The organism is Streptomyces sp. NPDC008317 (genome assembly GCF_042955955.1).
Classification (GTDB): Bacteria; Actinomycetota; Actinomycetes; order Streptomycetales; family Streptomycetaceae; genus Actinacidiphila.
This window is the reverse complement of record NZ_JBIBFQ010000003.1, coordinates 394,713-414,886: the sequence shown is the minus strand read 5'-3', so window position 1 is coordinate 414,886 and position 20,174 is coordinate 394,713. Positions and strand designations below refer to the sequence as shown.

Below are 20,174 nucleotides of genomic sequence, written 5' to 3'. Positions count from 1 at the left end.
GTGCGTACCCTCTTCCTCCGCGGCTGGAAAGTCCGCATCGGCCTGGGCATCCTCGTCCTCTTCCTCCTGCTCGCCGTGTTCGGCCCCTGGCTGACGCACAGCCTGCTCGGCCTGGACCCGCGCGCCAACGACACCACCGCCATCTCCCGGTCGCCCGGCGGCGGACATCCGCTGGGCACCAACCAGTACGGGCAGGACATGCTCGCCCAGGTCGTGGCCGGTGCCCGCGGCTCGATGTACGTCGGCGTGCTCGGCGCGGTGGTCGGCACGGCGATCGCGATCCTGGTCGGCGTACCGGCCGGGTTCTACGGCGGCAAGATCGACGGCGCCCTGAACTTCCTGACGAATCTCTTCCTCGTCATGCCGACGCTGCCGCTCATCATGATCGTGGCCGGTTACCTCCAGGGCACAGGGCTCACCACGATCGCCCTGATCATCGGCTTCTTCGGCTGGTCGGGCGGCGCGCGCACCCTGCGCGCCCAGGCCATGAGCATCGCCAACCGCGACTTCGTACGCGCCATGCGGATGCTCGGCGAGCGCGGTCGCCGACTGGTCTTCGCCGAAGTGCTGCCGCACCTGACCGGCCTCATCGCGTCGATGTTCCTGCACGCGATGATCGGCGCCGTCATGGCCGAGGCGGGACTGGCCTTCCTCGGCATCTCCGACTCCTCGTCGATCAGTTGGGGGACGATGATCCAGGGAGCGCAGCAGCAGAGCGCGGTCCTGCGCGGCCTGTGGTGGTGGTTCGTGCCGCCCGGCCTGTGCATCGCCCTGATCGGCACCGCGGCGGCGCTGGTCAACTTCGGCATCGACGAACTGGCCAACCCCAAACTGCGCGTCGCCCGCCCGGTGTCCGCCCGGCGCACCAGGCAACTGGCGCGGACGGGAGGCGCGGCCTGATGACCGTCCACACAGAGCCGAAGCACCGGCCGCTGATCCCCGCGGGACAGACCGTCCTCGAAGTCCGCGGCCTGACCGTCGAATACGCCACCGGAGCCGATCCGGTGCGCGCCTGCTCCGACATCTCCTTCACCCTGCGCCGAGGGGAGATCCTCGGCGTCGCCGGAGAGTCCGGCTCGGGGAAATCCACGCTGATCACCGCCCTGACCCGGCTCCAGCGCCCGCCGGCCGTCACCACCGCGGGCGAGATCCTCTTCCACGGCAGGGACGGCGCGCCGCCGGTCGACCTCGCCGCGCTCGACGGCAAGCGGATGCGCCGCTACCGGTGGACGGCCCTGTCCATCGTGCTCCAGTCCGCGATGGACGCGCTGAACCCGGTGATGCGCATCGGCGCCCAGTTCGCCGACGTCCTGCGCGCCCACGACCGCGCGCTGAACAAGCGGGCCGCCTGGGCGCGGGCGGCCGAACTGCTCGGCCTGGTCGGCATCTCCGAGGACCGGATCCGCGACTACCCGCACCAGTTGTCCGGCGGAATGCGTCAGCGCGCCGCCATCGCCCTGGCCCTGGCCTGCGGGCCGGAACTGGTGGTGATGGACGAGCCCACGACCGCCGTCGACGTGGTCATGCAGCGGCAGATCCTCGCCCAAGTGCTGCGCCTGCGCAAGGAATTGGGCTTCGCCGTCGTCTTCGTCACCCACGACCTGTCGCTGCTGCTGGAGCTGGCCGACCGTATCGCCGTGATGTACGCGGGCCGCATCGTCGAGGTGGGCGAGGCCGCGGCCATCTACGGGGCGCCCAAGCACCCCTACACCCAGGGGCTGCGCGACTCCTTCCCGCCGCTGCACGCCCCGCTGCGCGATCTGCACGGCATCCCCGGCACACCCTCCGACCTGCGCCGACTGCCGTCGGGCTGCCCGTTCCACCCGCGCTGCGCGCGGCGGACGGACGGGTGCGACGAGCGGCTGCCGCTGCTGCTGCCGGTGGGCCCCGGGCCGGGACACGAAGCGGCGTGCCTGCTCAACGAGACCGACGGCGACAACGGAGGCGAGACCCGATGAGCAAGCACATGACCGAGGCCGTGTCCGCTCCGGACGAAGAGGCCCGCACGCCCGACGCGGCGCACGAAGCGCCGCCGTATGTACTGGAGGCCCTCGACGTCTCCAAGCACTTCACCGCCCGCGGCGCGCTCGGCCGTACCTCCGTCGTCCGCGCGGTCGAGGACGCCACGGTCCGGCTGAAGCCCGGTCAGATCCTGGCGCTGGTGGGGGAGAGCGGCAGCGGGAAGACCACGCTCGCACGGATGCTGGCCCGCTTCCACGAACCGACGCGGGGCGAGATCCTGCTGCGCGGCGAGCCGGTGAGCCGCAGCAGGCGGGGGCGGCGCGCCTACCACTCCGAGGTCCAGATGATCTTCCAGGACCCCTTCGGCTCCCTGAACCCGATGCACCGGGTCCGCTACAACCTCGACCGGGCGCTGCGGCTGCACCACCCGCACCTGTCCGCGGCCGAACGCGAGCAGCGGATGACGCTGCTGCTGGAGAAGGTCAGCCTCACCCCGGCCGCCGAATTCGCCGCGAAGTTCCCGCACGAGCTGTCCGGGGGCCAGCGCCAGCGCGTCGTCATCGCCCGCGCGCTCGCCGTGGAACCCAAAGTGCTGCTCGGGGACGAGCCGATCTCCATGCTCGACGTCTCCATCCGGCTGGAGATGCTCAATCTGCTCCAGCGGCTGCGCGCCGAGGACGGCCTGGCGCTGCTGTACATCACGCACGACATCGCCAGCGCCCGCTACCTGTGCGACGAGATCGCCGTGATGTACGCAGGCCAGATGGTGGAGTCGGGACCGAAGGAGGACGTCATCGCGTCCCCGCAGCACCCGTACACCAAGCTGCTCATCGAGTCCTCGCCCGACCCCGAGCGCGGTGTCGGCGACCGCGAGGCGTTCTTCGCGGGCGCCGACGAACTGGGTGAGCCGCCCAGCCTGATCGACCCGCCCGCGGGCTGCCGCTTCCACCCCCGCTGCCCGTTCGCGATGAAGGAGTGCGCCGAGCAGGCCCCACCGGTCACCGACCTCGGCGACGGCCACTGGGCGAAGTGCTGGCTGCACGCCAAGGGCCGGGCCGGGGTGATGGCCGACACGACACACGCCGCGGCGACCACCGCCCGGCGGGAAGCACTCCAGGGGGCGTGATGACAGGACAACGACGCGGCAGGGCGCCCAACCAGGCGGACGTGGCACGGCTCGCCGGAGTGTCCCAGTCGGCGGTGTCCCGGGTGATCAGCGGTGACGCGGCGACCGCGCGGATCTCGGAGGAGACCCGGCGGCGGGTCTTCGACGCCGTGAAGGAGTTGGGCTACGTCGCCAACCCCGCCGCCCGGGCGATGCGCAATCAGCGCAACAACCTGCTGGGCGTGCACACCTTCGAGCGGGTCTTCCCGCACGCGCGCGAGGACTTCTACTTCGAGTTCCTGCTCGGCATCGAGGAACGCGCGGAGGAGACCGGCTTCGACCTGGTGCTGTTCACCTCCACCGGGGCCGGCGGCGACGGCGAGCGCAAGATCTACCGGGGCGGCACGAACCGGCTGAATCTGGCCGACGGCAGCATCCTGCTCGGTGTGGCGACCGACCGCGGCGAGCTGGCCCGGCTCTGGTACGAGGGGTACACCTTCGTGCACATCGGCCGCCGCGAGGTGCCCGGCGCGGAGATCCCGCAGATCATCCCCGACTACCGGTCGGCCAGCGGACAGATCGTCGAGCGCCTCGCGGACCACGGCCACCGGCGGTTCGGCTACGTGCGCGACTGGCTGGAACTGGAACCGTACGCCGACCGCCGCACCGGCTACGCCGAGGCCATCGCGCGGCTCGGACTGACGGACACCTCCCCCGGCCACCTCGGCGCGGCCGACCTCGACCAGGCGTGGCTGGACGAGGTGGCGGACGGCGGCGCGACCGCCATCGTGGTGGAGAGCGTACGGCTCGCGGAATCGCTGCGTGACGGCCTCGCGAGCCGGGGCCGCAAGATCCCCGAGGACGTCTCGGTCGCCGTACTGGAAGGGGCTTCCGCGGACCTCGCCGGTCAGTGGGCCTCGCTGGAGATCCCCCGCAAGGAGATCGGCCGGATCGCCGTGGACCAGCTGCACGCGATGCTCGACGACCCCGGCAAGCGGGCCGAGAGCGTCCTCGTGCCGTGCCCGCTGGTCCCCGGCGCCACCATCGCGGCGGTGAGCTGACAGGAGCGGCCGCACAGCACGCATCTCACGACAGCGGGCGGCGTCCGTCGATCACGGCTGCCCTGAAGACACCCGGCACGACCACCGAGCCGGAACCGACCGTTCCGACCGGCAGAGACCGGTGACAAGGAGTTCTTGGGCACATGGCAGAGATACGAACAGAGATCCTCGTGGTCGGCGGTGGGCTGGGCGGCGTCGCGGCCGCGCTCACGGCGGCGCGGCTCGGCCGTACGGTGGTGCTCACCGAGCCCACCGACTGGCTCGGCGGGCAGCTCACCGCCCAGGCCGTGCCACCCGACGAGCACCCCTGGATCGAAGGCCCCGCCTGCCCACCCGGCTACGCCGACCTGCGCAGACGCGTGCGCGACTACTACCGCCGCAACTACCCGCTCACGCCCGGGGCGGCGCGGGACCCCCGACTCGATCCGGGTCTCGGCATCGTCAGCCGGATGTGTCACGAACCGCGGGTGGGCGCGGCCGTCATCGAGGAGATGCTGGCCCCCTGGCGGGCCTCCGGCGCGATCACCGTGCTGACCGGGTACGAGCCCGTCGCCGCGCACACCGAGGGCGACCGCGTCGAGGCGGTCACGCTGGCCGGACGGCACGACGACCGCCGGATCACCGTCCACGCCTCCTACGTCGCGGACGCCACCGAACTCGGCGACCTGCTGGAACTGGCGGGTGTGGAACACGTCATCGGCGCCGAGGGCCGCGACGAGACCGGCGAGCCCCACGCGCCCGACACCGCCGACCCCCTCGACCAGCAGGCCGTGTCCTGGTGCTTCGCCCTGGAACACCGGCCGGGCGAGGACCACGTCATCGATCGGCCGGACACCTACGACCACTGGCTCACCACCACCGCGCCCTTCTGGCCGGGACCGCAGCTCTCCCTCACCGACGTCGTTCCGATCACCCTCGAAGAGCGCACCTGGACGCTGATGGGCGCCGACCAGAGCGCGGGGGAGCACTTCGACCTGTGGCAGTTCCGGCGCGTCCTGGCCCGCGAGCAGTTCGCGCCCGGAGCCTTCGCCTCGGACCTCACCGTCGTCAACTGGCCCCAGATCGACTACTGGGAGGCCCCGCTGCTCGGTGTGAGCGCCGAGGCCCGGCAGGCGGCCCTCGCCGCCAGCCGCGACCTGTCGCTGTCCTTCCTGCACTGGCTCCAGACCGAGGCCCCGCGCCCCGACGGCGGCGCCGGCTACCCCGGCCTGCGCCCGCGCCCCGATGTCACCGGCACCGCGGACGGCCTGGCCAAGACGCCGTACATCCGCGAATCCCGCCGTATCAAGGCGGAGTTCACCGTCCTCGAACAGCATGTCGGAGTCCAGGCGCGGCCCGAGGGCGCGGGCAGCGAGGTCTTCCACGACAGCGTCGGCCTCGGCAGCTACCGCATCGACCTGCACCCCTCCACCACCGGCCGGACCTACATCGACATCGACTCCTACCCGTTCCAGATCCCGCTGGGCGCGCTGATCCCGGTCCGGGTCGACAATCTGCTGCCCGCCAACAAGAACATCGGCACCACCCACATCACCAACGGCTGCTACCGCCTGCACCCCGTGGAGTGGGCCATCGGCGAGGCCGTCGGCGCTCTGGCCGGATTCTGCCTGGACCGGGCGCTGCCGCCGCGCAAGGTCCGGTCCGACCAGGCGCAACTGGCCGACTACCAAAGGCTGCTGAGCCGTACCCTCGGCATTTCGCTGGCCTGGCCCGAGGCGGTCAGGACCCGGACGGAGGACCGATGAACCAGGGAGAGCCCACGATGCCGATCCCGGCGCGCGCCGACGACCACGAGACCCGTATCGCCGGGCTGCTCGGCCGGATGACCGTCGAGGAGAAGTTCGGACAGTTGCAGCAGCTCGCCTGGGCCTGGAACACCGGTCCCGGCGGGGGCGGTACCGGCGCGGTCGAGGCCGCGGCGCGCAAGGGCCTGCTCGGCTCGGTGCTCAACGTGGTCGGCGCCGCGAACAGCAACGCCGTTCAGCGCATCGCGGTGGAGGAGTCCCGGCTCGGCATTCCGCTGGTCTTCGGCCTGGACGTGATCCACGGATTCCACACCACGTTCCCCATTCCGCTGGCCCAGGCGGCGGCCTTCGACCCGGCTGTGACGCGGACCGACGGCGAGGTCTCGGCGGCCGAGGCCCGGTCCAACGGCGTCCACTGGACGTTCTCGCCGATGGTGGACGTCACCCACGAGCCCCGGTGGGGCAGGATCGCCGAGAGCCCCGGCGAGGACCCGTATCTGGGCGCGCGCTACGCGGTGGCCAAGGTGCACGGGTACCAGGGGGACGACCTGTCCGCGCCGGACCGGGTGGCCGCCTGCGCCAAGCACTTCGCGGCGTACGGCGGCGCCGAGGGCGGGCGCGACTACAACACCGTGGACGTCTCCGAGCAGCGGCTGCGCAACCTCTACCTGCCGCCGTTCGAGGCCGCCGTCGCGGCGGGAGCGGCCACCGTCATGGCCGCCTTCAACACCGTCAGCGGCGTTCCCGCGCACGCCGACCCCCGTACGCTGACCGGCGTTCTGAAGGACGGCTGGGGGTTCGACGGGGTCGTGGTCAGCGACTGGACGGGGGTCCAGGAGCTGATCGCGCACGGCAGCGCGGCCGACGAGGCCGACGCCGGGCGGCTGGCGCTGTCGGCGGGTGTGGACCTGGAGATGGTGTCCACCACCTTCGTCGACCACGGCCCGGCCCTGCTGGAGCGCGGCGAGTTGAGCCAGGAGCGGCTGGACGACGCCGTGGCCCGCGTCCTGCGGCTGAAGCTGCGGCTCGGTCTGTTCGAGCGGCCGTACGTCGAGGAGTCCGCCGAGATCACCGCCCCGAGTGCCGCCGCACGGGCCGCCGCCCGCGAGGTGGCGGGCCGCTGCGTGGTGCTGCTGAAGAACGACGGCGGAGCGCTGCCGCTGGACGGGACCGCCATCGGGACGCTCGCCGTCCTCGGCCCGTTCGCGGACAGCGGCGATCTGCTGGGCACGTGGGCGCTGCCCGGAGCGCCCGAGGCCGTCCCGGTCCTGCGGAGCCTGCGCGAAGCCCTGCCGGACGCGGTTGTCACCCACGCCCCGGGCGTCCCCGCGGACGGCTCCGACGTCTCCGGCCTTCCGGAGGCCGTCGCGACGGCCGCGGCCGCCGACGCCGTCGTCCTGGTGGTGGGTGAGCCCTCCGAGATCAGCGGGGAGGCGGCGGTCCGCAGCGACCTGGGACTTCCCGGCCGCCAGGAGGAGTTGATCAGGGCGGTCGCCGCGACGGGCACGCCGTGCGTGGTGGTGCTCGTGGGCGGGCGGCCGTTGACGATCGGGGACTGGGCGGACCAGGTGCAGGCGGTCGTCATGGCCTGGCACCCCGGTATCGAGGCGGGCCCGGCCGTCGCCGACGTGCTCACCGGAGCCGTCGTCCCGGGCGGCAAGCTCCCCGTGACCTTTCCGCGGACGGTGGGCCAGGTCCCGCTGTACTACAACCACGAGCGCACCGGCCGCCCGTACGACCCGGCCGTGCCGGAGGAGAAGTACGTCTCGAAGTACCTCGACGTCCAGGACGGCCCGCGATTCCCCTTCGGCCACGGCCTGAGCTACACCGACTTCGCCCTCGACGAGCCGACGCTCAGCCACGAGCGGATCACGGTGCGCGAACTCCTGGCGGGCGAGACGGTCGAGGTCACCGTCCGCGTCCGCAACACCGGCGAGCGCGAAGGGGAGGAGGTCGTCCAGCTCTACGTCCAGGACCCCGTGGCCGCCATCGCCCAGCCGGTCCGCCGCCTGCGGGGCTTCGACCGGGTCCGGCTGGCCGCAGGGGAGGAGCGGACGGTCCGCTTCACCCTCGGCGCCGACGACGTCGGCTTCTGGACGAACGACCCGGCCGGGGTCTTCACCGTGGAGCCGGGCGAGATCCACGTCCACACTGGCAACAGCTCGCGCACCCAAGCGCGCCGGACCTTCCGGATCACCTGACCAAAGCGATACCCGACCATCCCGATACCTGGCCTTCCGGCCCGCCTGACCATCGGGATACCTGACCAGAGCCTCCGCGCAGAGGCGTACCGCCCGCGCGGGCACATCACCTCGACCCACGGAAAGGAGCGCGCACGAGGTCCCGTGGAGCCGGATCCGGGATCCGCGACGCCGTGAACGTCGCGGCCCGGAAGCGCACACGGACTGCCCGGCACCGCGCCGGTACACGCCGGACGCGGTTGGCCGAGGCATGCCCCCACCACGATTCATCGGCTGCGTGCCTGTGCGTCGACATACGCACGCAGTGAGGGAGAACCATGAGAGCAAAGGCGCTCACACTCGCGATCGTACCTGTCGTCCTCGGCTGTCTGCCCGCCACAACGGTCGCGGCACACGCCGCGACGGCGACGTACTACGTCTCGCCGAGCGGCAGCGACAGCAACACCGGACTGTCACCCGCCCAGGCGTGGAAGACCGTCGCGAAGGTCAACGGCTCCACCTTCCCCCAGGGAAGCTCCGTCTCCTTCGAAGGCGGGCAGACCTTCACCGGCTGCCTGGTCTTCAACTCCGTCAACGTGCCCTCGTCGTCCGCGTCCACGCCGTTCGTGGTGAACTCCTACGGCACCGGGCAGGCCACCCTCTCCTCGAACTGCACCGGCGACTACTCGGCGGCCGTGACGGCCGACAACGTCAGCGGCTTCCAGTTGACCGGACTGAAAGTGGTCAACGGCTCCACGACCGCGGCCGGCGTCCTGCTGGAGAACCAGAACGGCACGGCCGCCACCCAGGGGCTGGCGGTGTCCGGCTCCGACATCTCCGGATTCTCCACACCCGCCGGAAGCAGCAGCTCGTTCGGCGGGGAGATCATGATCCTCGGCTACGCGGTCAACGGGCACAGCGGGCCCCTGAACGACGTCCAGATCCGTCACAACAAGCTGCACGGCGCGAGCGTGACCTCACCGGACGGCCCCGGCATCTACGGCTGGGGCTCCGGGGAGAACATCACCGACGTCACGGTCGAGGGCAACACGGTCTACAACCTCGGCATGCCCGCGAAGGATACGGGTGCGGGCATCACCGGCAACGGCTGGGACGGCGCGGTGATCCAGCACAACGTGATCCACGACGTGGGCGCGAACGTGACCTCCTGCGGCGGCGCGAGCGGCATCGAGACGTACACCTCGAACAACGTCACCATCAGGTACAACGAGGTCTACAACGTGCAGCCGTACCCGGCGTTCACGGCCGGGTGCGACTGGGACGGCATCGACCTCGACGGCGGCACGACGAACTCGGTGGTCGAGTACAACTACACCCACCACAACGCCGGCAGCGGCCTGCTCGCCTACACCTCGACCGTCGACTCCAAGGTGTGGGGTCCCAACACCTACCGCTACAACATCTCCGAGAACGACGACTGGGCCAAGATCCAGGGCGGCCTGATGACCGTCGTGCCCAACGTGCCGAAGAACGCGCTGTCGGTCTACGGGAACACCTTCTTCACCAACGTCGCCCAGAGCACCAAGTCCACGGCCAGCGCCTGCTTCAACTTCGGCTACAGCGCGGGCACCTGGGCCGGCGGCTCACTGATCGCGGACAACATCTGCGACATGGGCAACAGGGACCAGTACGGTCACCCCGGCCAGTTCTACTACAACGCCTACGGCCAGACCGGCATGACCCTGTCGCACAACCTGTACTACGCGGCCAGCTCCCCGGCCTGGCGCTGGGGCGGCACCACCTACAGCACCTTCGCCGCGTGGCAGGCCGCGGGAGTGGAGACCGGACCGGTCTTCGGCGACCCGCTGTTCACCTCGCCCGGCACCGGCGGCACCTGCGCCTGGACGCCGTCCTCCGGCGCGGGACCGCAGCCGTGCCCGCAGGCGTACACGCTCGACTCCGGTTCCCCGGCCGCGGGTTCGGGAGTCGCCGTCTCCGGCAACGGGGGCGTGGACTACTACCAGAACGCGATCCCCGGCGCCCCCAACATCGGCGCCGACGCCGGTTAGCACCCTGCCCCCGCACCTGCCGGGGCGGCCCGTCGCACGCGATGAGCGGCGGGCCGCCCCGGCGCGGCGAAGTGACCATCGCACGGCCCGAACTGACGCCACCTCAACCAGCAGATTCCGAAGGAGCGCTGAAACGGCATGACCGCACCGCGCACTCTCCTCACCACCGAACCCGCCCGCGACAGCCGGGACTTCCGCACCGAGCGGCTCAGCGCCGACCTGGTGATCGTCGGCGGCGGAATGGCCGGTACGTGTGCGGCCGTGACCGCCGCGCGGGCCGGGGCGCGGGTCGTCCTGGTCCAGGACCGGCCCGTGCTGGGCGGCAACGCCTCCAGCGAGATACGGCTCTGGGTGCTGGGCGCCACCGCGCACATGTTCAACAACAACCGCTGGTCGCGCGAGGGCGGCGTGCTCGACGAGATCCTCGTGGAGAACATGTTCCGCAACCCCGAGGGCAACGCCGTGCTGTTCGACACCGTGCTCCTGGAGAAGGCGGTCGCCGAGCCGGGCATCACTCTCCTGCTGAACACGGCGGCGACGGCGGTGTCCAAGGACGGCGACCGGATCGCCTCGGTGAGCGCCTTCTGCGCCCAGAACTCCACGCGCTACGAGCTGACGGCCCCGGTGTTCTGCGACGCGTCGGGTGACGGCGTCCTCGGCTACCTGGCCGGCGCCGCCTACCGGATGGGTGCGGAGTCCACCGAGGAATTCGGCGAACTCTTCGCGCCCGAGGAGTCGTACGGCGGCCTGCTCGGCCAGTCGATCTACTTCTACAGCAAGGACGTCGGACGGCCGGTGACCTTCGTGCCGCCCGGCTACGCGCTCGACGACATCACCGAGATCCCCCGCTGGCGCAGCTTCGACACCACGGTCCAGGGCTGCCGGCTGTGGTGGATCGAGTACGGCGGCCGTCTCGACACCGTGCACGACACGGAGGAAATCAAGTGGGAGCTCTGGAAGGTGGTCTACGGCGTCTGGAACCACCTGAAGAACTCCGGTGACTTCCCCGAGGCGAAGAACCTGACGCTGGAGTGGGCCGGGCTGATTCCCGGCAAGCGGGAGAGCCGCCGGTTCGAGGGCCTGTACATGCTCCGCCAGCAGGACATCGTCGACCAGCGCCCCCACGCCGACGCCGTCGCCTCCGGCGGATGGTCCCTCGACCTGCACCCGGCCGACGGCGTGTTCAGCGAGCACGCCGGGAGCAACCACCTGCACGCGCGCGGGGTCTACCAGGTGCCCTACCGCTGCCTGGTCAGCCGTGACGTGAGCAATCTGCTGCTGGCGGGCCGGATCATCAGCGTCTCGCACGTCGCGTTCGCCTCGACCAGGGTGATGGCCACCTGCGCCCAGATCGGACAGGCCGCCGGGATGGCCGCCGCCGTGTGCGCGCGTGACGGCGTACTCCCGGCGGAGCTGACGAAACCCGACCGGATGCCCGCCCTTCAGCGTGAACTCCTGCGTGCCGGGCAGCACATCCCCGACCTGAGGCTCGACGATCCGGACGACCTCGCCGGGCAGGCCGCGCTCACCGCGTCGAGCGAGCTGACCGTGGGGTCGCTCCCCGGCGACGGTCCCGCGGCGCCGCTCGACCACTCGCGCGCCCAACTGCTGCCGCTGGACGCGGGAAAGCTGCCGAGGATGACGCTGACCGTCGACGTGGCCGCGCCCACCACCTTGCGGGTGGAGCTCCGTACCGGCAACCGGCCGGAGGACTACACCCCCGATGTGGTGCTGGCCGCGCGGGAGTTCAGTCTCGACGCCGGCGCCGGGCAGCGGATCGAGGTCGACGTCGAAGCGACGGTCGACCGGCCGCGGTACGTCTTCCTGACGCTGATCCGCAACGACGACGTGTCGGTGCGGACCACCACCCGGCGCGTCACCGGCCTGCTCTCGGTCCGGCACACAGGCACCCAGGAGGCGGACGACGCCGTCGGCAAGCCGCGCGTGGAGTTCTGGACCCCCGAACGGCGCCCCGGCGGACACAACTTCGCCCTGACGATCGACCCTCCGCTCAGGGCGTGGAGCGTGGAGGGCGTCCGCAACGGCCACGACCGGCCCACGGCGCGGCCCAACGCGTGGGCCGCCGCGTACGAGGACCGCCGTCCCACCGTCCGCCTGCGCTGGCCGGAACCCCGACGCATCGGCCGGCTCCACCTGACCTTCGACACCGACGCCGACCACGCCATGGAGTCCGTCCTGTGGGACCACCAGGAGCGCGCGGTGCCGTTCTGCGTACGCGATTACGTCGTCCGCGCCGGGGACCGCGTGGTCGCAGAACGCGCCGACAACCACCAGACCCACAACGTCCTCACCTTCGACACCCCCCTCGAAACGGACGAGCTGTCCGTCGAGGTGGTGTCCACGCACGGCGCCGCCCCCGCCGCGCTCTTCGCCGTCCGCTGCTACGCGGCACCGTCGTGACGCCACCGCGGGGAGGAGACGTCCTACCGCGCGCGGTGCCGCAGGACGCGGAGCTGGGACATCAGCAGGCGGATCAGCGGCGTGCGGTTGCGGTGGCTGTTCTCGTAGCGCAGCACCGTTTCCAGTTCTTCGCGCTGGAGTGAGGGGACGATCCCCTCGATCGTGAGCTTGGGCAGATGTTTGTAGTCCGCGATCGGCAGTGCGCCGGTGGGCGGCGAGCCGGTCTCGTCATCGAATATGTCCAACGAAGTCACCTCTTGGGTCACGTATGCGCGTGCCCGGAGGAGGACCGGGGAAACGGGTGTTCGAGTGGGGATCGTCACAAGGGCGTCTCCTCGGCGTGCGCGGGACTCGCCCGCCCGCCGTCCGGGGCCGCGCGGCCCCGGACGGCGGAGGCGCCGTCGCTCCCGGTCAGCGCGCGAGCGCGGCCAGCCGGTCCCGTACTCCGGACATGTCCCAGCCCTGGGAGCGGTGGGAGATGAAGCGGTCGGGCCGGAGCAGGCACAGGCCGGGGCCGGTGGCCGCGAACGCCTGGTGGCAGGCGCCGTGCCGGTCGCCGAGCAGCGACCGGTCGGGGTCGCCCTTCCCGCGGGTCCGGCTCACCGCGACGACGGTGCCGAAGTCCCCGAGCGCCTCGCGGCCCGCCCGCGTCACCTCCGCGATCCGCCGCTCGTCGTCCTCGTACCCGAGGAACACCAGCAGGGCGTGTTCGCTGCCGCGCAGCCGGTGCCGCAGCGTGGTGAAGCCCGTGCCGTCGTGGACGAACGCGTCGGGGGAGAGGTCGCCGGGGCCGGGGCCGCCCGCGCCGGACCTGCGGGCGCGGTCGACCTGCGGGCTGTGCTCGTAGTCGACGAAGAGCTCGGTGACGCCGAGGGCCAGCCGATGCCGTACGGGAGGGGTCCTGCTGATCAGCCGCAGTGCCTGCGCTCGCAGCGTACGGGCGACCGGGGCGTGCGTCGTGGCCACCTTCGTGGCGCGGGTCGTGGCGTGCAGCACCCGGTCCGCCACCGGACGGCGCTCCTGCTCATAGGAGTCCAGCAGCCCCGCGCCCGCCCGCCCCTGCACGACCAGCGCGAGCTTCCAGGCCAGATTGTGCGCGTCCTGGAGGCCGACGTTCATGCCCTGTCCGCCGACCGGGCTGTGGGTGTGCGCCGCGTCCCCCGCCAGCAGGATCCGCCCCTGCCGGTAGTGCTCGGCCAGCGACTCGCGCACCTCGAAACCGCTCAGCCAGTCCACACGGGAGATCGCGCTGCCGCCGTCGGCGCCGCAGAGCGGGGTGCGCTCGGCGAGCAGCCGGTTGAGCATGTCCTCGTCCGGTTCCGGCGCGTCGGAGCCGGACGGGACATCGGCGATGACACGCCAGTGGCCGGGCTTGGGGAGCGGAAGCAGGACGAGGATGCCGTGGCCGCCCAGCCAGGGATGCAGCCGGTCCTGGGGAAGGTCCCAGTCGGCCGCGACATCGGCGAGCAGGAAGGCGCGGTGCAGATCCCGGTGGTCGCCGGCGATCCCGGCCGTCCGCCGTACGGTGCTGTGCGCCCCGTCGCAGGCGATCAGCCAGTCGGCGCGAACCGTGCGCTCCGCGCCGTCGGGCATCCGCAGGGTCGCGGTGACGCCGTCCGCGTCCTGACGGCACGTGGTCAGTTCGGTGCCGCGCTCGGCGACCGCGCCCTGCCGCCGCGCGGCCGTCTCCAGTAAATCCGCCACCTCCGGCTGCGGGAGGGAGAGCGCGAAGGGGAACGGCGAGCGGATGCCGTCCAGTTCGAGCGGGATGACGTCGTCCGGGCCGGGATGGACGTCGATACGGCGCAGGATCCGGCCGCGGTCGACCGCCTCCTCGGCGATCCCGAGGTCGTCGAGCACCTCCAGGGTGCGGGCTCCCACCACCAACGCCCTGCTCTGCGTGTTCTCCTCGGTGGACCGCTCGATCAGCCGGACCCGCACACCGCGCCGGACCAGCTCCTCGGCGACCAACAGCCCGGTGGGCCCCGCACCGACCACCAGAACCTGGCAACTCGCGCCGCCGTCAACGGTGTTCGCTTCCATCGATCCTCCGCGAGACCTCATGCGTGTCCTGCCGACACGGCCTGGCCCTCGCCTACCCCGTCCCGCCCTCCGCCCCCGCGGCAAATTCGGCCGGGGCCCGGCGCGCCACCGCCGCCGGTCGGGCAGCCGGTCGAGCGGTCCTCGCGGATTGCCGGTTTCGGCCACCCCTGCCTCGCCATTTTCCGTTCATAGGGGTGGCGCTCGCCGGATTAGGGGTTACTGGCGAGTGCGGAGCCGAACTAGTTTCGAAACCGCATGCATGGCACTCCTTGGGCACGTTGGGCGGATTTGTACGAATTGGAGATGTGTGTGAACCGCGAGGCATGGTTCAGCCGCTATCACCCAGCTCCGCCCGGAAGTGAACCCCGCAGACTCGTCTGTTTTCCGCACGCCGGAGGCTCGGCAAGTTTTTACCTCCCCGTTTCCAGCGCGCTGCAACCGGATGTCGAAGTCATCGGGGTGCAGTATCCGGGACGGCAGGAACGCAGGACCGAGCAACCGGTCCAGGACCTGCACGACCTGGCCGACCTGGCCGCCGAGGCGCTGGCCCCCATGGTCGACCGGAGGACCGCGTTCTTCGGCCACAGTATGGGCGCGGTCGTCGCCTACGAAGTGGCCCTGCGGCTGAAACGGAACCATGGGGTGGAGCCGACCCGGCTCTTCGTCTCCGGGCGCCGCGCGCCCTCCGCCCACCGTCCGCTGCCCGATCCGGTCCACCGGCGGGACGACGCCGGCATCGTCGCCGAACTGCGCCGACTCGCCGGTACCCACGCCGATCTGCTCGCCGACGACGAGATCGTGCGCATGATCATGCCCGCGGTCCGCGGTGACTACCGGGCCATCGAGACCTACGCGCCGCGCCCGGCACCGCCGCTGGAATGCCCGGTCACCGCGTTCGTCGGCGACCGCGACCCGCAGGTGGAGATCGCGGAAGCGGAGGCGTGGGCGGGGCACACCACGGGCCCGTTCGACATCGAGGTCTTCCCCGGCGGCCACTTCTACCTGGTGGCCGAGGGGCCGGCGGTGATCGCCGGGTTACGCGACCGGCTCGGCGTGCCGGTGTGACCGATCCGGCGGTGACCGGGTTGGCGGTGACCGGGCCGGCCGTGGCCGGCCCGGATGCGGCCGAGTCGGAGATGGCCGACTTCTTCCGCTTCCTTAACGCGCCGGGGTTGCCCGATCTTCGGAAAGCCGCGATAGAGTCGAATCGGCTTTCGGATACGGTGGGAGTTGGCTGTTTGGGATAGATGAGGATCATCTGTGCCACGGGGTTCACACCCGCAGGCGCTTTGTTGCGTTCCCGGTGTCTTTTGGGTAATGCGAATTGAACGGTTTGAACGGGGGCTGTTCACTGTCGTGGAATTTATTCAGCGTGAAGCGCAGTTAGAGTTTTTGAGCAATTCCTTGCGGGATGTCATGTCCGGCAGCGGGAGAACGGTTCTGGTCGAGGGCGCGATCGCCTGCGGCAAGAGCCAGACCCTGGAATGGGTCATCGACGAGGCGACCAGGTCCGGGGTCACCCTGCTGTGCGCGGCGGGGTCGCCCGCCGAGGCCGGCACCCCCCTGGGCGCCGTCTCCCAACTGATGGACGGCGTGCCGCCGTCGACCGCGCCACCGGTACCGCCCGACGGGGCCACCGACCAGGGAACCGGCCGGTTCGCCCGGCAACTCGCCGCGGCCGTGAAGGACATGGCCGAGCAGGCACCGGTGGTCATCGCCGTCGACGACCTCCAGCACGTCGACGCCGAGTCGCTGCGGTGTCTGCTCCAGCTCGCCCGGCTGACCCGGCGCGGACGTGTCCTGATGGTGCTCACCCAGCCGCTGCACGGCGGACCGCGGGACCCGCAGTTCGCCGTCGAGCTGCTGCGTCAGCCCGAGGTGCACCGGCTGCGGCTGCTGCCCCTGGACCAGGACGGCGTGGCCCAGATCCTGGCCGCGTATACCGATCTGCCCGCCGGAGCGGTCAACGCCGCGGAGCTGTACCGGCTGACCGGCGGCAATCCGCTGCTGCTGCGCGCGTGTCTCGAGGACTGCCACCGCGCGGTGGCCCACTGGCCGCCGGGCATCGCCCCGCCGCTCGCCGGGGAGCTGTTCGGACAGGCGCTGCTGACCTGCCTGCGCCGCGGAGGCGAGGACACCTGGGAGGTGGCCGCCGCCGTCGCGGTGCTGGGCGAGGCGGCCGACACCGAGTCCGTCGGGCGCGTCTCCGAGGCCACCTCCTGGAGCGTCGACGAGGCGTTGCAGGCACTGGAGTCCGCGGGCATCGTGGACGGCCCGCGCTTCCGCGACCCGGTGGCGCTGTCCGTGGTCCGCGACAGCCTGGACGCGGCCGAGAGCGGCCGGTTGCACCGCGAGGTCGCCGGTCTGCTCAGGGACCAGGGCGCCCGCCCCTCGGCGGTGGCCGCGCACCTGCTCGCGGGGGGCGAGGTGCCCGGCTCCTGGGGAGCGGCCGTACTGCGGGAGGCCGCGGAGGCCGCGCTGCACGAGGACGACGCCCCGCTCGCCATCGACTACCTGGAGCTGGCCTGCGCCGGGTGCGACGACGAGCGGGTGCGTACGGACATCAGGCTGCGGCTGGCCGCCGTGCTCTGGCGGATCAACCCCGCCGCGGCCGAGGCCAGGCACCTGCCGGAACTGGTCGCCTCCGCGGCCACCACCCGGCTGCCCGCCCACACCGCCGCCGGTCTCGCCGACCTGCTGATCAGCCACGGCCGCTTCGAGGAGGCCCGCGCCATCCTCGGCGGCCTCAAGGCGAGGGCGTCGTCCGGCCAGTGGGGCGCGGCGCAGGCGGCGCTCGGTCAACTGACGCCCCTGGCCGGGCAGTGGTGCGGCGAGGGCGGCGACCCCGGGGTGCAGGACCACCCGATATCCGCGGACGCGGTGGCGCATCCGTCCCCCGACGGGTCGCTGCGCTGCCCGGTCCTGTCGCCCGACACCGGCGTGGAGACCTCGGCCGAACGCTTTCTGCGGGTGTCCCCGCTGATGGACGTGACGCTGACGCCGATCGTCAACGCCGTGGTGTCGCTGTACTTCGGCGACCGGCTGGAAGCCGCCGACGACGCCTGTCGCAGATTCCAGGAGGAGGCCGACCGGCGGCGGGCGCCGGGCTGGCGGGCGGTGTTCGCCGGCCTGAGGGCCGACATCGCGCTGCGCGGAGGACGGCTGGAGGCCGCCGCGCAGTACGCGCAGGAGTCGCTGAACAGCGTCTCCGCCCACAACGGGAGCTTCTTCGTCGGCGGTCCGCTGGCCGTGCTGATCCTCACGCACACGGCCGCGGGCGACTACACGGCCGCGGCCCGGCGGCTCAACCAGCCGATTCCCGACGCCCTGCTCAAGAGCGTCTACGGTCTCGGATACCTGCGGGCACGCGGCCACTTCTACCTGGCCACCGGCCAACCCGAGGCCGCGCTCACCGACTTCAAGACCGCGGGCCGCTTCGCCGTCCGCTGGGGCGTCGACCGACCGGTGCTGCTGCCCTGGCGCACCGACGCCGCGCAGGCGCTGTGCCGTCTCGAACAGCCCGACCGCGCCGAGCGGTTGATCGTGGACCAGCTGCGGATGCCGGACGCGGTGCACCCGCGGGTGCGCGGCGTCACGCTGCGGCTGCGCGCGCAGAGCGTCGACCTCAAGCTCCGGCCGTCGCTGCTGGCCCGGGCGGTCGAGGACCTGCACCGGTCGGGCGACCGGCTCGAACTGGCCCGCACCGTGGGCGTGCTGGGCGAGACGTACCGCGAACTGGGAGAGACCACACGGTCGATCGCCGTCACCCGCCGGGCCCTGCACCTGGCCCGCGAGTGCGGCGCGGAACCGCTGTGCGCGGAGTCCGGGCAGCGGCTGCGTGAGGGCGAGCGGGAACGGGCCCAGGATCTCGCCCCGGCCGCCGCCGCGCTCGCCGAACCGGTCGCCGCCGACGCGCTGGGCGCGGAGGCCGAGGCGAAGCTCAGCGATTCCGAGAAGCGGGTCGCGGCCCTGGCCGCCTGCGGATACACCAACCGGGAGATCTCGGCGAAGCTGTTCGTGACGATCAGCACCGTCGAGCAGCACCTGACCCGGGTCTACCGCAAGCTCAACATCACCAGGCGGCACCAACTCCCGCTGGAAGTGCACATGCCGACCAACGAGATCGCCTGACCGCCGGGTCACAACGGGAGGACCGCTCATGCAGCAGATCATCGACGCCGTGCGCGCGGAGGCCGGGGCCGAGGACTTCCTCGCGCTCCCGGTGCCGGAGAGCTACCGCGGCGCGGCCGTGCTCCGCGAGGAGACCGACATGTTCGAGGGGCTGGAGACCCGCGAGAAGGACCCCGCCAAGTCCCTGCACACCATCGACGTCGCCACCCCGGAACCCGGCCCCGGTGAGGTGCTGATCGCCGTGATGGCCAGCGCGATCAACTACAACACGGTCTGGAGCGCGATCTTCGAACCGCTGCCCACGTTCACCTTCCTCGACCGGTACGCGCGCAGCAGCCCCGAGGCGGCGCGCCACGCGCAGCCGTACCACGTCCTCGGCTCCGACGTCGCCGGGGTGGTCCTGCGCACGGGGCCCGGCGTGCGCAACTGGAAGCCGGGTGACCGGGTGGTCGCGCACTGCCTGAGCGTGGAGCTGGAGTCCGCCGACGGGCACGACGACACGATGCTCGACCCCGAGCAGCGGATCTGGGGCTTCGAGACGAACTTCGGCGGCCTCGCGGAGCTGACGCTCGTCAAGTCCAACCAGTTGATGCCCAAACCCGCGCACCTGACGTGGGAGGAGGCCGCGTCGTCCGGGCTGGTCAACTCCACTGCCTACCGCCAGCTCGTCTCGCGCAACGGCGCCTCGCTCAAGCAGGGCGACGTGGTCCTGATCTGGGGCGCGGGCGGCGGCCTCGGCTCGTACGCCACCCAACTGGCCCTGAACGGCGGGGCGGTGCCGGTGTGCGTGGTCTCCGACCCGCGCAAGGCCGAGCTGGTGCGGGCCATGGGCGCGGAGCTGGTCATCGACCGGGCCGCGGAGGGCTACCGGTTCTGGAAGGACCCGCAGACGCCCGACCCGCGCGAGTGGAAGCGGTTCGGCGGCCGGATACGGGAGTTGACCGGCGGCGAGGACCCGGACATCGTGCTGGAGCACCCCGGCCGGGAGACCTTCGGCGCCAGTGTCTTCGTCACCCGCCGCGGCGGCACCGTCGTCACGTGCGCGTCCACCTCCGGATTCCGGCACGAGTACGACAACCGGTACCTGTGGATGTCGCTGAAGCGGATCGTCGGCTCGCACTTCGCCAACTACCGCGAGGCGTGGGAGGCCAACCGCCTCATCACCAAGGCGATGGTGCACCCGACGCTGTCCGCGGTCTACCCGCTGGAGGCCACCGGGGAGGCGACCCGCGCCGTCCACCGCAACGAGCACAGCGGGAAGGTGGGCGTGCTGTGCCTGGCGCCCCAGGAGGGGCTCGGCGTGACCGACCCCGAGACGCGTGAGCGGCATCTGCCGGAGATCAACCGGTTCCGTACCCCGGTGGGCTGACAACGGCGGCGGGGGGGCCCCCCCCCCGGGGGGGGCCCCCCCCGGGGGGCCCCCCCCCCCGGGGGGGGGCCCGGGCCCGAGACACCGCGGGAGGGGGGGGGGGGGGGGGCGGGCGGCCACCCCCCCC

Annotated in this window: 13 protein-coding genes; 11 read left to right on the top strand and 2 right to left on the bottom strand. The window is 71.9% G+C overall.

What is annotated here, in order from left to right:
* The 8 genes from ACFY9V_RS11500 (at nt 1) to ACFY9V_RS11465 (ending at nt 12,504) form a co-directional block, all read left to right on the top strand.
* Nucleotides 1-900 carry an ABC transporter permease gene (locus ACFY9V_RS11500; protein WP_355332771.1) on the top strand — a complete coding sequence of 300 codons (900 nt, stop codon included), beginning with the start codon at nt 1-3 and terminating at the stop codon, nt 898-900.
* A complete protein-coding gene (locus ACFY9V_RS11495) occupies nt 900-1,958 on the top strand; it encodes an oligopeptide/dipeptide ABC transporter ATP-binding protein (RefSeq protein ID WP_391160932.1) in 1,059 nt (352 codons plus the stop codon). Before ACFY9V_RS11500 ends, ACFY9V_RS11495 begins: the two co-directional genes overlap by 1 nt.
* The gene (locus ACFY9V_RS11490) at nt 1,955-3,088 is read left to right on the top strand and encodes an ABC transporter ATP-binding protein (protein ID WP_355332767.1); all 1,134 of its coding nucleotides are present in this window, start codon (nt 1,955-1,957) and stop codon (nt 3,086-3,088) included. The genes ACFY9V_RS11495 and ACFY9V_RS11490 overlap by 4 nt, the downstream gene beginning before the upstream one ends.
* Nucleotides 3,088-4,128, top strand: a complete 1,041-nt coding sequence (locus ACFY9V_RS11485) for a LacI family DNA-binding transcriptional regulator (RefSeq protein WP_355332764.1) — start codon at nt 3,088-3,090, stop codon at nt 4,126-4,128. The genes ACFY9V_RS11490 and ACFY9V_RS11485 overlap by 1 nt, the downstream gene beginning before the upstream one ends.
* A gap of 143 nt (nt 4,129-4,271) precedes the next feature.
* Nucleotides 4,272-5,873, top strand: a complete 1,602-nt coding sequence (locus ACFY9V_RS11480) for an FAD-dependent oxidoreductase (RefSeq protein WP_391160929.1) — start codon at nt 4,272-4,274, stop codon at nt 5,871-5,873.
* Nucleotides 5,874-5,890: 17 nt separating this feature from the next.
* A complete protein-coding gene (locus ACFY9V_RS11475; protein ID WP_391161380.1) occupies nt 5,891-8,074 on the top strand; it encodes a glycoside hydrolase family 3 N-terminal domain-containing protein in 2,184 nt (727 codons plus the stop codon).
* 317 nt (nt 8,075-8,391) lie between these two features.
* A complete protein-coding gene (locus ACFY9V_RS11470) occupies nt 8,392-10,083 on the top strand; it encodes a right-handed parallel beta-helix repeat-containing protein (RefSeq protein WP_391160927.1) in 1,692 nt (563 codons plus the stop codon).
* Between the two features lie 138 nt (nt 10,084-10,221).
* Nucleotides 10,222-12,504: an FAD-dependent oxidoreductase gene (locus tag ACFY9V_RS11465; protein WP_391160926.1), complete on the top strand. Its 2,283-nt coding sequence runs from the start codon at nt 10,222-10,224 to the stop codon at nt 12,502-12,504.
* Nucleotides 12,505-12,527: 23 nt separating this feature from the next.
* On the opposite strand, the gene ACFY9V_RS11460 is transcribed toward ACFY9V_RS11465, so the two are convergent.
* On the bottom strand, nt 12,528-12,749 hold the full coding sequence (locus tag ACFY9V_RS11460) for a hypothetical protein (protein ID WP_355332750.1): 222 nt from the start codon (nt 12,747-12,749) through the stop codon (nt 12,528-12,530).
* Nucleotides 12,750-12,915: 166 nt separating this feature from the next.
* Entirely contained in the window at nt 12,916-14,547 is a 1,632-nt protein-coding gene (locus tag ACFY9V_RS11455; RefSeq protein WP_355332747.1) for an FAD-dependent monooxygenase, read from the bottom strand.
* 255 nt (nt 14,548-14,802) lie between these two features.
* Between ACFY9V_RS11455 and ACFY9V_RS11450 the strand changes: the two genes are divergently transcribed.
* The 3 genes from ACFY9V_RS11450 to ccrA all read left to right on the top strand — a co-directional run bounded on the left by ACFY9V_RS11450 (nt 14,803) and on the right by ccrA (nt 20,047).
* Complete coding sequence (locus ACFY9V_RS11450) at nt 14,803-15,612, top strand: alpha/beta fold hydrolase (protein ID WP_391160924.1); 810 nt, start codon at nt 14,803-14,805, stop codon at nt 15,610-15,612.
* 252 nt (nt 15,613-15,864) lie between these two features.
* Nucleotides 15,865-18,678: an AAA family ATPase gene (locus tag ACFY9V_RS11445; protein WP_391160922.1), complete on the top strand. Its 2,814-nt coding sequence runs from the start codon at nt 15,865-15,867 to the stop codon at nt 18,676-18,678.
* 28 nt (nt 18,679-18,706) lie between these two features.
* A complete protein-coding gene (gene ccrA / locus ACFY9V_RS11440; RefSeq protein ID WP_391160920.1) occupies nt 18,707-20,047 on the top strand; it encodes a crotonyl-CoA carboxylase/reductase in 1,341 nt (446 codons plus the stop codon).
* Nucleotides 20,048-20,174: the final 127 nt, after the last annotated feature.